Raw genomic sequence first — 14774 nt, 5'->3', positions numbered from 1 at the left:
TATATTGCAAATAAAATTTGTGATGTATTAGATAATATTGAAGATAAAGAGTTACACAAAAAAATAAACAAAGAGCTTGAAGAGTTAGCTAGTAAGTTTGTGATTTACAGTAGTTCGACGTATTAATAAAGAGAAAAAAGTGGAAATAGAAAAAAATAGTTCTACTTATAATCAAATAGAAAAAGCCATCAAATACATAGATGAGAATTTTAAATCTCATCCAAGTATTGATGAGATTGCAAAAAATGTTGGAATGAGTAAGTACCATTTTATAAGAGTTTTTAAAGATTATGTTGGTCTTACTCCTCAACAGTTTTTGCACAGTGTTACTTTAAACTATGCAAAAGAGCATATAAAAGAGTCCAAATCTATTCTTGATAGTAGTTTAGATATTGGACTATCAAGTTCCAGCCGTCTTCATGAACTTTTTGTAAACTTAATTGGAGTTACTCCAAAAGAGTGGAAAGAAAAAGGTAAAGATGTAGAGATAACTTATGGTTTTGGACAGACTCCTTTTGGTGAGGCTTTGATTGGATTTACATCTAAAGGAATATGCTATTTGGGTTTTTGTGATAACAATAAAAAAGATATTTTTCAAAGATTTAATGAACTTTGGGAAAATGCAAACTTAGTTTTTAATGAAAAATTAGCAAATGAGTATTTGGAAAATATCTTTATAAAAAATAAAAAGTATCCTCTTTTTGTAAAAGGAACAAACCTACAAATAAATGTTTGGAAAGCATTAATAAATATTCCAAATGGAGAAATTGCAACTTATAGCGATATTGCAAATATTGTAGATAAACCAAAATCAATAAGAGCAGTTGCAAATGCTATTGGAAAAAATCATATAGGATATTTAATTCCTTGCCACAGAGTAATAGCAAAAAGTGGTGCTATGAGTGGATATAGATGGGGAATTGAGAGAAAGAAAAATCTACTAGATTTTGAAACAAATAAAGATGAATAACAAATTTCTCTCTATTTTCCTTTTTTATGTATGATAAAAGCTAAATTGATTATCTTCATCTCCTAGCTCATATCTTTTTGTTAAAGAGTTTTTAAATTGATGCCCCAAATCTTCACAAGCTAATGCTTCTTTTGTGAGATTTATATCAATTTTTGGCTCAACAATAATTTGATTTAATTTTTCAATAGTTAAGTTAGGGTTTGTCCTTTGCTCTAAAACAACCTCATCATTTTGTGAAATTTGTCCCTCTTTTAAAACTTTTGCGTAAAATCCAGTCAAACCTGTTTCAAAAATAAGTTTCGTCATACTGTTTTTTAAACTATTTGCACTAAGTTTCCAACAAGGTTGCCTTGGTTGTGTTATTTGTACTTTTGCTTGACCAATTTTTAAGATATCTCCAACACAAATATCTTTTTCACAAATCTTATCAACTATTAAGTTTTCTCCAAAAAATGCCATATTTGTCATATCAAAACTATTATCAAAATAAGAGTTTATTTTTTCATAAGTTATACTTGAAAATAAAAATAAAGCTTTATTAACTCCACCATGATGGACTAAATCTGCTTGAAAATCATCAGCAAATCCAGTTTTTGTTAAATAAGCTTTTGAAACTGGATATTTTTTGATACCTGAAATCAACTCTTGCCTCTTTTGATTTTCAAGTTTTGTTACAGTTACATTTCCAACTTTTACATATAATACATTTGATATTTTTTTAAACATTTAAAACCCTTGAATTATTTGGTAAAAAGTATAGAAAAATATAGTTCTAATTACAATCCAATAATTGCTAAGTTAAATCAAAAAATAAAATACAAGCTCTTTTAGCTATACTTCCTAAATTTTTTAGAAAGAAAAAGAAAACAAATATATGAACTTTATATCAAAAGATGCTCCACTAGAAGTAAGTTTAACGAAAATGAAAAAAATCATAGATGATTTTGGATACAAAATAAAACTATCAAAAGAGAAAAATCCTGTAAAAAATAGCTTTTCAATAAATTTAAGTTTTGAAGGTGCTAATAATTTTATTTTTTCAAATGGGAAAGGAAGCCTTTTAAACTCTTGTTTAGCAAGTGCTTATGGAGAGTTTATAGAAAGACTTCAAACAAATCTATATTTTAATGATTTCTATTTAGAAGATAGAAAATTCTTTTTAGATCAAAAAGAGTTTAATAAAAATGAAGATTTTTTAGATGATGAGATTAAAAAATATTACACTATGGAAGGGCTTGAAGAAGATGATTTTTTGGATTTCAACTCAAACAATTTTGATAAAATTGTATCTCTTCCATTTATAAATCAAACAACACAAAAAAAAGTATATTTTCCTACAAGTATATTATCAAATCTATATGCAAGTAATGGTTTATCTACAGGAAACACACAAAATGAGGCAAAAGTTCAAGCTCTTTGTGAGATTTTTGAAAGATATGTAAAATTAAAAGTTATAGCTGAAGGATTAGCTCTTCCTGAGTTTCCAAAAGAGCTTATAAAAACTTTTACTAAAATTAGTGAAGATATTAAGACTTTAGAAAATCGTGGATTTATTTTAAAAGTTTATGATGCATCTTTAAATGGGAAATACCCTGTTACAGCAATAGCTTTTATAAATCCAAAAAATAATACCCTATTTTTATCTTTTGGAAGCCATAGCATTTTAGAAGTTTCAATTGAAAGAACACTTACAGAGCTTTTACAAGGAAGAGATATAGATGAACTTGATGGTTTTGAAAAACCAAGTTTTGATTTAGAAGATATATCTTCAAACTCAAATCTTGAATCACATTTCGTTGATTCAAATGCAAAAGTAGCTATTCAATTTTTAAATAAAAATAAATCATTTACATATACTCCTTGGATTTTTGAGGAAGAAGATAGTTCTAAACAGTTTGAACTATTAAAAAATATTTTAGACAGTGAAAACAAAACTATATATTTAAGAGAGTATGACTACTTGGGGTTTTATTCATGTCAAATGATAGTTCCAAACTTCTCAGAGATTTATCCACTTGAAGACCTCATCTATAACAACAAAAATCAAGGAAAACTAATAAGAGAGTTTATTTTAAATAAAGAGAGTTACGATTTAGATGAGCTTCTTGATGAATTAAGTGGCTTTGATGATTCTGTAAATATGGGAGCTTTTATTGGAGTTATTTTTAAAGAGGATTTCTCTTTAGGTGAATTCAAAGCTGATATTTTAATAAAACAAAAAGAGTATGAAGAGGCTATTTTTTATTTAGAACAATCAAACAAAGATTTTAACTACACACTTGCACAAGTTTTAAGAGTTTATCAAGAGAATCAAAACTTTGATGATTTTAAAGATGCATTTGTTGATATATTTACAAAAGATAGTATTGAAAAATCTTTAAAAATTATAGATGGTAAAGAGTCTTTAATTAGTTTAGAGTTTGCCGATGCTTATAAAAACATCTTAAAACTCTTTGATTCAAAAATTAATAGAAGATAAATTTACTCTAAAGAAGAGTACATCTGCTCTTCGCTTAGAGTTTTAACTCCAAGCTCAATTGCCTTATCATACTTGCTTCCAGCATCTTCACCAAAAATTACAAAATCTGTCTTTTTTGATACACTAGAACTTACCTTTGCTCCAAGATTTTCTAAAAAAGTTTTTATCTCATCTCTACTTTTACTCATAGTTCCAGTAACTACTACTGTTCTGTTTTTAAAGATATTTTCTCTTGCTTCCTCTTTTATTGTTACTTTTGGATTTAATATATCAAATAGTTTTAATACAAAATCACGATTTACTCTAAAAAACTCTAAAAATGAGTTTGCCATTTGCTCCCCTATTCCATCAATAGAGATTAAATCATCATAAGTAACATCAACTAAAGCTAAACCAAATTTAGAACAAATTGCTTTTGATGCAACCTCTCCAATATGCTCAATTCCCAAAGCTGTAAGTACTCTATATAGCTCACTATTTTTTGAGTTCTCTATTGCATTTAATAGATTGTTTATTTTTTTCTCTTTGAACCCTTCAAGATTTTGTAAATCCTCATATCTCAAAGAGTATAAATCTAAAATATCATATATCTTTTTCTCATTTACTAAAAGTTCAACTATTTTTTCACCCAAACCATCAATATTTAAGCAATTTTTACTTGCAAAATAGATTATTGAGTTTACAACTCTTGATGGACAATCCAGATTTTGACACTTAATCATAATATCTTCTATTAAAAGTTCACTTTTACAATCTGGACACTCTTTTGGTTTTAAAATATCTATTTGAGTTCCATCTCTTCTATCTTTTAAAACCTTTGTAATTTTGGGTATTACATCTCCACTTCTAATAATTATTATCTCATCATTTATTTTTAAATCAAGTCTTTGTATCTCATCAAAGTTATGCAGTGTTGCTCTTTCAACCACTGCACCTTCAATTTCAACTGGATTTACAATAGCAACTGGAGTTACAACACCAGTTCTTCCAACTTGTAAAATAATATCTTTTAGTTTTGTAGTTTTCTCTATTGCTGGAAACTTATATGCACAAGACCATCTTGGAAATTTTTGTGTATAGCCCAAACTATTTTGAGTATCTATGTTATTTATTTTTATAACCATACCATCAAGAAGCATAGAAAAACTATCTCTTTTTTCTACCATATTTTTATATATCTCTTCTATTTCAACTGCATCTTTACAAATAGTTTGCATAGGTGCTTCATCAAATCCCAAAGAGAATATATAGTTCATCAAATCACTTGTTTTTGAAAAGTTTAAAGAGTTTTGACCTACTCCCCAAGGAGTGAAATATAGTTTTCTCTTTGCAGTTATACTAGAATCAAGCTGTCTTAAACTTCCAGCAGCTGCATTTCTTGGATTTGCAAATGGGGCTTCACTGTTTTTTAATCTCTCTTCATTTATTTTTAAAAAATCATCTTTTTTTATTACAACTTCACCTCTAATCTCTATTAGTGATTTCTCTTCTATTTTTAGTGGAATTGAGTGAATTGTTAAAACATTATGAGTTACATCTTCACCAACGCTTCCATCTCCTCTTGTAATTGCTTGTTTTAAAACACCATCTTCATATATTAAATTTAAACTAGCTCCATCAAACTTTGGCTGAATAAAAAACTCCAACTCATCACCAGCTTTTGAAGCTCTTTTTATCCAATCTTTAAGCTCTTTTGTATCAAAAATATCCTCTTGACTCCACATACGACTAAGATGAGTAGCTTTTGAAAAACTATCTAATACATACCCACCAACTCTTTTATTTGGTGAATTTGGATTACTTAAAAGTGGATTATTTTGTTCAAAATCCAAACACTCTCTTGCAAGTAAATCATACTCTTCATCGCTAGCAAGTGGTTCATCAAAAACATAATAAGCTTTTGCCCAAGTTATTAATTTCTCTATTTTTTTATCATACTCTTCTTTTGTCATACTCTAAACTCATTCTTTAATTTTTGAGTAGTATTGTATCATTTTTTAATATAGGAAGCTCTAAATTAAATATTTTCTAATACTTAGATTATTTTATTATGTTATATTAATCTTCTATTAATTTATTCAAGGAGAGAGTTATGCAAGGATTTAATTTTACTATTGCAAAAAAGATGATTTTATTTGCAATTGTAATTTTTGTTACTATATTTATTACAGGATTATTTAAATTTAATAATCTAATAGATGCAGAAAAAAGTTTTGATACTTTTAAAGATAAAGCGATTGCTGCTAAGTTTTATGTTTTGGAAGTAGAAAAAGAGCTTAATTTTGTTGCTAGAAATACAAGAGATATTATGCTAGGAAATGCATATGAGAGAAATATCAAAAATCTTGAAAATAGTAAAGCAAAAATTATTGATTTGTTTGAAAAAATAGTAAATATCACAGAGACAAAAGATGAAAAAGAGAAAGTTTTACTTGTAAAACAAACTGTTATTGATTTTGTTGAAGATGGTTATCAAAAAATGAAATCTATGGAAAATATTGAAAGAACTCCTGAAGTTAGAGCAAATATGTATATTGCATATAGAAAAGATGCAACTCCTTTGGCAAATAAAAGTAGAGAGAACTTTTCCAAACTTATAAAAGAGATAGAAGATGATTACAATCTTCAAACACAACTCTATCATACTCAAATGAATGATTTGAAAAATATAATAATTATTGAATCTTTACTTATTATTACAATAGTTATTTTATCTTTAATACTTCTATCAAGAGATATTTTACTATCTTTAAATAGATTTAAATCTGGTCTTATCTCATTTTTTGATTTTTTAAATAAAAATAGTTCAAAAATAGAGTATATAGATATAAAAAATAGTGATGAATTTGGACAAATGGCTAAACTTATAAATTCAAATATAGAAAAAATCGAAAATTCAACTTTAGAAGATAAGAAACTTTTAGATGATGTGTTCAATGTAGTAAATAGAGTAAAACAAGGATACTATAGCCAGTTAATAAAAGAGAACTCAACAAATGATACTTTATCTACATTAAAAAATAGTATAAATGATATGATAAGTGCTACAAAACAGAACTTTATTAGTGTAAATAATATTTTAGAAGAGTATGTAAAATATAACTATACAAAAGAGTTAAAACTAGACAATATTGAAAAAGGTGGAGTTTTTGAAACTTTAATAAAAAACATAAATGAACTAAGAAATGCAATCAATGATATGCTTATAAAAGATAAAGAGAATGGAATTACTCTTGATAACTCTTCTAGTGAGTTATTAAAAAATGTTGATAAACTAAATCAAAGTTCAAATGAAGCAGCTGCATCTTTAGAAGAGACAGCAGCTGCACTTGAAGAGGTAACTTCAAGTATTTCAAATTCAAATAATAAAATAGCTCAGATGTCACAAATAGCTTCAAATGTTACAAATTCAGCATCTCTTGGTGAAAAGCTTGCAAATCAAACAACAACTGCAATGGATGAGATAAATACACAAGTAAATTTAGTAAATGAAGCTATTGGAGTAATAGATAATATTGCATTTCAAACAAATATTTTAAGTCTAAATGCAGCTGTTGAAGCTGCAACTGCTGGTGAAGCTGGAAAAGGGTTTGCAGTTGTAGCTCAAGAGGTGCGAAATCTAGCAACTAGAAGTGCAGAAGCTGCAAAAGAGATAAAAGATATTGTTGAACTTGCTACAGTAAAAGCAAATGAGGGTAAAAGTATTGCTACAAATATGATTGAAGGGTATAAAAACCTAAATGAGTCTATAAATCAGACAACTTCTTTAATTCAAGACATAGCAAGTTCATCAAAAGAGCAACAAAATGCAGTTATTCAAATAAATGATGCAATAAGTTTGCTTGATAAAAAGACTCAAGAGAATGCTCAAATTGCTGGAGACACTAATAGTATTGCAGAAAAAGCATCTTTAATGGCAAAGAAAATATTAGAAAATGTTAATGAAAAAGAGTTTTTAGAAAAAAATGTTTCAGAAGAGTCTAAAAATAGTTCTAGTAAAGAAGATGATGAGATAAATGAGGAGATTGATAAAAATAAACTAGAAAATTAATTTTATTAATTTATCTTTTTATTATCTTTTGCTAAGATAATTGACTAAAATTTTGAAGGAATAATATGTTGGAAAAAAAGGGAACTATCCTTTCAGTTAGAGAAGATTTAAAAGTTTTTGATTGCACAATTAGAGATGGTGGACTTGTAAATAATTTTTACTTTAGTGATGAATTTGTAAAAGCTCACTATGAGATGTGTGTAAAAGCTGGTGTTGATTATATGGAGATTGGTAAAAATGTATCTCCAACTTTAATGAGTGAAAAAGAGTATGGAGCTTGGAATTTCTGCAAAGAAGAAGATATTAGAAGAGTTGTTGGGGAGAACAAAACGAATCTAAAAATTGCTGTAATGAGTGATATTGGAAGAAGTTTAAAAGAAGAGCTTAGACCAAAAAATGAGAGTGTTGTTGATATGATTAGGGTTGCAACATATATTCATCAAATCCCAGCAGCAATTGAGCTAATAGAAGATGCTCATGCAAAAGGTTATGAAACAACTGTAAATATTATGGCTATTTCAAAAGTATCAGAAAAAGAGTTGGATGAAGTTTTAGAGGCTTTAAGTAAAACAAATGTTGATGTAATCTATATAGCTGATAGTTTTGGATCATTTTATCCAGAACAAATAAGAGATTTAACAGAAAAATATCTAAGTTTTGCAGAAAAATCAGGTAAAAAAGTTGGAATTCATGCACATAACAATCTTCAACTTGCATATGCAAATACTTTAGAAGCTATGATCTATGGAGCAAGTTTTCTTGATGTTACAGTTTCAGGTCTAGGACGTGGTGCTGGAAACTGTCCACTTGAACTTCTATTAGGATTTTTGAAAAATCCAAAATATAAACAGATGCCTGTTTTAGAGTTTATTGAAAACTATATAGTTGATTTAGAGAAAAAACTTGACTGGGGATATAGTATTCCTTATATGATAACTGGTCAGCTAAATGAACACCCAAGAGCAGCTATGAAAGCTAGAGATGAAGGCGATACAAAATATAGAGAGTTTTTCAAAAATATATCTTTTATGGAGTAATTTACTCCATAAATAAGTAATTTTAACTACTCTTGTAGATATTGGTGAGCCATATATGAACTTCTTGCGTATGGACTTGCTTTTACAAACTCAAATCCCAAATCATAGGCTAGTTGTTCATATCGTTTAAACTGTTCAGGTTTAACATACTCTATAACTTTTTCAAAATCTCCACTAGGTGCTAAATATTGACCAATACTTAAAAACTTACAACCAACACCCAACAAATCTTTAAATACAGCAATCATCTCATCTTCTGTTTCACCAAGTCCAACCATTAAAGCACTTTTTGTTTTAATTTTATCTCCACCAAGCTCTTTTAACTTTCTTAAAACTTCTAAACTTCTCTCATAAGTTCCATTTCTTCTAATTCTATAAAGGCTAGGAACAGTTTCTACATTGTGTCCAATAATTGTAGCTCCTGAATCTATTACTCTTTTTAAGCTCTCTTCATTTGCTTTGAAATCTGGAATTAAAATCTCAACTTTTGTTTGAGGAGATTTTTCTAAAATATCTTTAGTTACTCTATAAAATTGCTCTGCTCCACCATCAGCTAAATCATCTCTTGCTGGACTTGTAATAACTACAAATTTAAGTCCTAGTCTTAATACTGAAGTTGTAACTTTTTGAATTTCGCTTAGATCAACACCATGAGGTTTTCCAGTTGTTACATTACAATATGTACATCTTCTTGTACAAATATTTCCCAAAATTAAAAATGTAGCATTTTTATTTGCAAAACATTCACTAATATTTGGACATTTTGCCTCTTGACAAATTGTATGAAGTCCACCTACATCTTTAAGTAAATTCTCCATCTCAATTTGTGCATGAGGAGTTAGTTTTTTTCTTAACCACTCAGGTTTTTTAAAATTTGCTCTCTCTTTAAAATCTATTTGTTGTGTCATTTTTGATTATCCTTATTTAAACTATCTAAAATTTCTAACTCTTCTTTATTTAACTTATCTTCAAAAAACTCTACATTAAATGTAGTTTTAAATGCTTTTATTAATCTATCTTTTGCATCTTCAAAACTCAAATTTATACCAAAATCCTCTAATGAATTCCCAAAAAGCTCATCTTTTTGTTTTGTATAAAGAGGAATAGAACCGTGCTGAAGTATGCAGTTTTTAGCTCTTTTTTGAGCATTTCCACCAATTTTTTTATTATTGATTATAATATCATAAGCTTCAAATCCAACTTGACAAAAAGGACTTTTACTTAAAACTATATCTTTATTATCTTTTGCAAAATCTGCTTTTAAACCCAAATCTTCATAAAACTTTAATAAAAATTGACATATTAAGAAGTATGTCTCTTTTACATCTTTATTCTCTATCATATTTGGATTTACTAATATTGTATATGAAATATCATGACCATGAAATAAAACTCCACCACCTGTTAATCTTTTAGATATATTATTTTTGTAACTATTTTGTAACTTTTCGTAATCATCTAATTTTTGTCCAGCTCCTAAAGTAACACAATCTTCCCAAGTATAGAGCCTTAATACTGGTATTGAATCATTTTTAAATGATTTAAATAGTGCTTTATCAATATTTGAATTAATACTTGAACTAAGATTTTGTGTTATAATCAATCTAAACTTATTGTTAAAATTCATATGCTTTTATCCTAAAAAATATGATATAAGTGAATTATAATTTAATTTATATTAAAATTCAAAATTAATTTAAAAAATTAAGATAACTTTTATAAAAGGGGTTTCATGCCAAAGTTAAATTTAGAAGATATTAATCCATTAGAGACACAAGAATGGATGGAGGCTTTAGAGGCAATAATAGAAGAAGAAGGAGTTGAGAGAGCTCATTTTTTACTTGAGAAGTTAATTGATAAATCAAGAAGAAGTGGTGCGCATCTTCCATATAGTGCTACAACTGCGTATATAAATACTATTGGTACAGATGAAGAGCCAAAAATGCCAGCAAATATGGATATTGAGAGAAAAATAAGATCTATTATTAGATGGAATGCTCAAATTATGGTACAAAGAGCTTCTAAAAAAGGTTTAGAACTAGGTGGTCATATTGCATCATTTCAATCTTCTGCAACTATTTATGATGTTGCTTTTAATCACTTTTTTAAAGCACCAAATGATAAAGATGGTGGAGATTTAATATTTTTCCAAGGTCACATAAGTCCTGGTATTTATGCTAGAAGTTTTGTTGAGGGAAGAATTAGTGAAGAGCAAATGGATAACTTTAGACAAGAGGCTTTTGCTGATGGATTATCATCTTATCCACATCCAAAATTAATGCCTTCTTATTGGCAATTTCCAACAGTTTCTATGGGACTTGGACCTTTACAAGCTATTTATCAAGCAAGATTTTTAAAATATCTTACAAATAGAGGAATAAAAGATTGTAGTGGACAAAAAGTTTACTGCTTTTTAGGTGATGGTGAAACTGATGAGCCTGAATCATTGGGAGCTATTGGACTTGCTGGAAGAGAAGGTTTAGATAATTTAATATTTGTAATTAACTGTAACCTACAAAGACTAGATGGTCCAGTTAGAGGAAATGGAAAAATCATTCAAGAACTTGAAGGACAATTCAGAGGTGCTGGATGGGAAGTTCTTAAAGTTATTTGGGGAGGATTATGGGACTCTTTATTAGAAAAAGATAAATCTGGAAAACTTCTTGAACTAATGGAAAAAACAGTTGATGGAGAGTATCAAAACTTTAAACAAAAAGGTGGAGCATACACAAGAGAAAACTTCTTTAACAAATATCCAGAGACTGCAAAATTAGTTGAAAATATGAGTGATTATGATATTTGGAAACTAAATCGTGGTGGACATGACCCTGTAAAAGTTTATGCAGCATTTAAAAGAGCAACAGAGACTGTTGGAAGACCAACTGTAATTTTAGCAAAAACTGTAAAAGGTTATGGAATGGGAGCTGCTGCTGAGGGTATGAATATTGCTCACCAAGTTAAAAAAGTAGATACTGCAAACTTAATTCAATTTAGAGATAGATTTAATTTACCTCTTACAGATGAGCAAGTTGAATCATTTTCATACTACAGACCTGAACCTGATTCTGCTGAGTTTAAATATTTACAAGAAAGAAGAGCTGCTCTTGGTGGATATGTTCCTCAAAGAAGAGAGAAATTCTCAAATAAACTTGAACTTCCAGCTCTAAATGCATTTGATGCAATGCTTGAAGGTACTGCAGATAGAGAAATATCTACAACAATGGCATTTGTAAGAGTTTTAAATGTTTTATTAAAAGATAAAAATATTGGAAAAAATATTGTTCCAATAGTTCCAGATGAAGCTAGAACTTTTGGTATGGAAGGTATGTTTAGACAAGTTGGGATTTACTCAAGTGTTGGTCAAAAATATATTCCACAAGATAAAGATCAAGTTGCATTTTACAAAGAGGATATTAAAGGTCAAGTTCTACAAGAGGGAATTAATGAACTTGGAGCTATGAGTTCATGGATAGCAGCTGCAACATCATATTCAGTTAATGATTGTCCAATGATTCCATTTTATATCTTCTACTCAATGTTTGGATTCCAAAGAACTGGAGATTTATGTTACGCTGCTGGAGATCAAAAAGCAAGAGGATTCTTAATTGGAGGAACAAGTGGAAGAACTACACTAAATGGAGAGGGACTACAACACGAAGATGGACACTCTCATATTTTAGCAAATACTATTCCAAATTGTGTAACTTATGATCCAACTTATGCGTATGAAGTTGCTGTTATTGTTCATAATGGAATGCAAAGAATGTATGGAGAGAAACAAGAGGATGTTTTCTACTATATAACAACTTTAAATGAAAACTATGCACAACCTGCAATGCCAAAAGGTGTTGAAGAGGGAATTATAAAAGGAATTTATAAAGTTAAAACTTTTGAAGCTAAAAACAACTATAAAGTTAAACTTTTAGGTTCTGGTTCAATATTCCAAGAGGTTCTAAAAGCGGCAGAGATTTTAGAAAAAGAGTATGGAATTTCAAGTGAACTATTCTCTGTAACTTCTTACAACGAATTAGCAAGAGAAGCACAAGATGTTGAGAGAGAAAATCTTTTAAATATTGAAAAAGAGCCAAAATCATCTTATGCAAACACTGTTTTAGGTGATGATGAGGATAATATTATTATCTCTGCAACAGATTATGTAAAAACTTATTCAGAGCAAATAGCTCCTTTTGTAAAAGGAAGCTTTAAAACTCTAGGAACAGATGGATTTGGTAGAAGTGATAGTAGAGCAAATTTAAGAAAATTCTTTGAAGTTGATACTAATTTTATTGTTTATACAACACTTGCACAACTTGCAAGAAATGGAAAAATTGATAAAAAAGTTGCTCTTGAAGCTAAAAACAGATATGAGATTGATGCAAATAAAATCAATCCACTAAAAGCTTAAGGAGTAAAAAATGGCAAAAATTTATGATATTTTTATTCCTGATTTAGGTGCTGATAAAGATGTTGATTTAATTGATATTATGGTTAAAGTTGGAGACAAAGTTGAAGTTGAAGATGGACTTATAACTTTAGAGACAGAAAAAGCCTCTATGGATGTACCTACAACTCATGCTGGAATTATCAAAGAGATTTTAGTAAAAGTTGGAGATAAAGCTAATAGTGGAGATTTAATCGCTAGAGTTGAAGCTTTAGAAGAGAACTCTAATGAAGAAGTTAAATCTGAAACAGTTGTTGCTAAAAAAGAGGAGATTAAAGAGGAAGTTGTAACTCAAACTCCAACACAATTTGTAAAAGAGCAATCTATTCAATCTGTTGTTGAAGAGGTTAGAGTTCCTGATTTAGGTGCTGATAAAGATGTTGATTTAATTGATATCATGGTAAAAGTTGGAGATATAGTTGAAGCTGACCATGGTTTAATCACTCTTGAAACAGAAAAAGCTTCAATGGATGTTCCAGCACCATTTGGTGGTGAGATTATTGAACTATTTGTTGAAGTTGGACAAAAAATAAATAGTGGTGATTTAATCGCAAAAATAATAAAAACTGTTGTTGTAGAAAACAAAGTTCCAACTCCAGCATTTCAAGCACCAACTACTCCTACAAAAATAGAAAAAGTTACACCTACTACTCCAACGCTGCAAGAAGTAGCTGCAAGAAGTGCAGATATTGAAGAAGAGAGTAAAGTATTATCTAAAAAAGCTACAAAGGTATATGCAAGTCCAAGTGTTAGAAAAATTGCAAGAGAGTTTGGAGTTGATTTAGGTTTTGTAAAAGGTAGTGCTGCAAAAGGAAGAATTGTAGTTGAAGATATTAAAGCTTATGTAAAAGAGCAATTAAATAAACCAGCAAGTGCAACAGGTGTTGGATTTGGGTTTAATTTGCCTGAGTCAAAAGAGATTGATTTTTCACAATTTGGAAAAATAAATAGAGTTGAGCTTAGTCGTGTTCAAAAAGTATCAGGTCCATTTTTACATAAAAACTATCTTTCAGCTCCTCATGTTACACAATTTGATGAAGCTGATATTACAGAGCTTGAAGAGTTTAGAATTGAGCAAAATGAGAAAGCAAAAGATTTCAAACTTTCACCTCTTGTATTTATAATAAAAGCAGTTGAAAAAGCTCTAAAACTTCATCCAAAATTTAACTCAAGCTTAAGTAGTGATGGACAAGAGCTAATTATGAAAGAGTATTATAATATTGGAGTTGCTGTTGATACACCAAATGGACTTTTAGTTCCTGTTATTAAAGATGTAGATAAAAAAGGTTTCAAAGAGATTGCAATTGAGTTAGCACAACTATCTCAAAAAGCAAGAGAAGGAAAACTAACTTCAAGTGATATGAGTGGTGGATGCTTTACAATTTCAAGTTTAGGTGGAATTGGTGGAACATACTTTACACCAATTATCAACTCTCCAGAAGTTGCAATTTTAGGTGTATCAAAATCTTCTATAAAACCAATTTTTAATGGTAAAAAATTTAAACCTAGACTTATGCTTCCATTAAGTCTATCTTATGATCATAAAGTAATAGATGGTGCTGATGGTGCTAGATTTACAACAACTTTAAGTCAAATCCTAAGTGATTTAAGACTTTTAAGTCTATAAGGAGCTAAAATGACTGAAGTTAAAACTCAAGTTTTAGTAATAGGAGCAGGACCTGGTGGTTATTCTGCTGCTTTTAGATGTGCGGATTTAGGATTTGAAACAACTATAGTTGAGAGATACTCAACTTTAGGTGGAGTTTGTTTAAATGTAGGTTGTATTCCTTCTAAAG

The 14774-nt window shown here is 29.0% G+C and carries 11 protein-coding genes; 7 read left to right on the top strand and 4 right to left on the bottom strand.

Annotation, left to right across the window (positions count from 1 at the left end; genetic code table 11):
* The first annotated feature begins 139 nt into the window (after positions 1–139).
* Positions 140–970 carry a methylated-DNA--[protein]-cysteine S-methyltransferase gene (locus WC168_RS07220; RefSeq protein ID WP_319045630.1) on the top strand — a complete coding sequence of 277 codons (831 nt, stop codon included), beginning with the start codon at positions 140–142 and terminating at the stop codon, positions 968–970.
* Positions 971–994: 24 nt separating this feature from the next.
* Here the strand turns inward: WC168_RS07220 and WC168_RS07215 are convergent, their stop codons facing one another.
* Positions 995–1696 (bottom strand): MOSC domain-containing protein, encoded by a 702-nt coding sequence (locus WC168_RS07215; protein WP_279134765.1) that lies wholly within the window; start codon positions 1694–1696, stop codon positions 995–997.
* Between the two features lie 196 nt (positions 1697–1892).
* Here WC168_RS07215 and WC168_RS07210 point away from each other — a divergent pair, with 196 nt between their 5' ends.
* Complete coding sequence (locus tag WC168_RS07210) at positions 1893–3449, top strand: YcaO-like family protein (protein WP_372618393.1); 1557 nt, start codon at positions 1893–1895, stop codon at positions 3447–3449.
* A gap of 2 nt (positions 3450–3451) precedes the next feature.
* Here WC168_RS07210 and ligA read toward each other — a convergent pair whose 3' ends face one another.
* Positions 3452–5401 (bottom strand): NAD-dependent DNA ligase LigA, encoded by a 1950-nt coding sequence (gene ligA, locus WC168_RS07205; protein WP_372618391.1) that lies wholly within the window; start codon positions 5399–5401, stop codon positions 3452–3454.
* Positions 5402–5541: 140 nt separating this feature from the next.
* On the opposite strand from ligA, the gene WC168_RS07200 reads away from it, so the two are divergent.
* On the top strand, positions 5542–7500 hold the full coding sequence (locus WC168_RS07200; RefSeq protein ID WP_372618389.1) for a methyl-accepting chemotaxis protein: 1959 nt from the start codon (positions 5542–5544) through the stop codon (positions 7498–7500).
* Between the two features lie 65 nt (positions 7501–7565).
* Complete coding sequence (locus WC168_RS07195; protein ID WP_279134759.1) at positions 7566–8537, top strand: aldolase catalytic domain-containing protein; 972 nt, start codon at positions 7566–7568, stop codon at positions 8535–8537.
* Positions 8538–8563: 26 nt separating this feature from the next.
* Here the strand turns inward: WC168_RS07195 and lipA are convergent, their stop codons facing one another.
* Entirely contained in the window at positions 8564–9445 is an 882-nt protein-coding gene (gene lipA / locus WC168_RS07190) for a lipoyl synthase (RefSeq protein WP_066350922.1), read from the bottom strand.
* Positions 9442–10164: a biotin/lipoate A/B protein ligase family protein gene (locus tag WC168_RS07185; RefSeq protein ID WP_372618387.1), complete on the bottom strand. Its 723-nt coding sequence runs from the start codon at positions 10162–10164 to the stop codon at positions 9442–9444. Before WC168_RS07185 ends, lipA begins: the two co-directional genes overlap by 4 nt.
* A 105-nt stretch (positions 10165–10269) precedes the next feature.
* Between WC168_RS07185 and aceE the strand changes: the two genes are divergently transcribed.
* From aceE to WC168_RS07170, 3 genes are all read left to right on the top strand, one after another.
* Complete coding sequence (aceE, locus tag WC168_RS07180) at positions 10270–12942, top strand: pyruvate dehydrogenase (acetyl-transferring), homodimeric type (protein WP_372618385.1); 2673 nt, start codon at positions 10270–10272, stop codon at positions 12940–12942.
* A 10-nt stretch (positions 12943–12952) separates the two neighbouring features.
* Positions 12953–14605 carry a dihydrolipoyllysine-residue acetyltransferase gene (locus WC168_RS07175; protein ID WP_372618383.1) on the top strand — a complete coding sequence of 551 codons (1653 nt, stop codon included), beginning with the start codon at positions 12953–12955 and terminating at the stop codon, positions 14603–14605.
* 9 nt (positions 14606–14614) lie between these two features.
* Positions 14615–14774, top strand: a 160-nt coding sequence (locus WC168_RS07170; protein WP_372618396.1) for an FAD-dependent oxidoreductase, incomplete at its 3' end; no start/stop codon positions are given.

The sequence above is a fragment of the Aliarcobacter sp. genome (assembly GCF_041672065.1).
GTDB classification, from domain to species: domain Bacteria; phylum Campylobacterota; class Campylobacteria; order Campylobacterales; family Arcobacteraceae; genus Aliarcobacter; species Aliarcobacter skirrowii.
The sequence above is the reverse complement of the archived record's forward strand: the minus strand, read 5'-3'. Positions and strand labels throughout refer to the sequence as shown.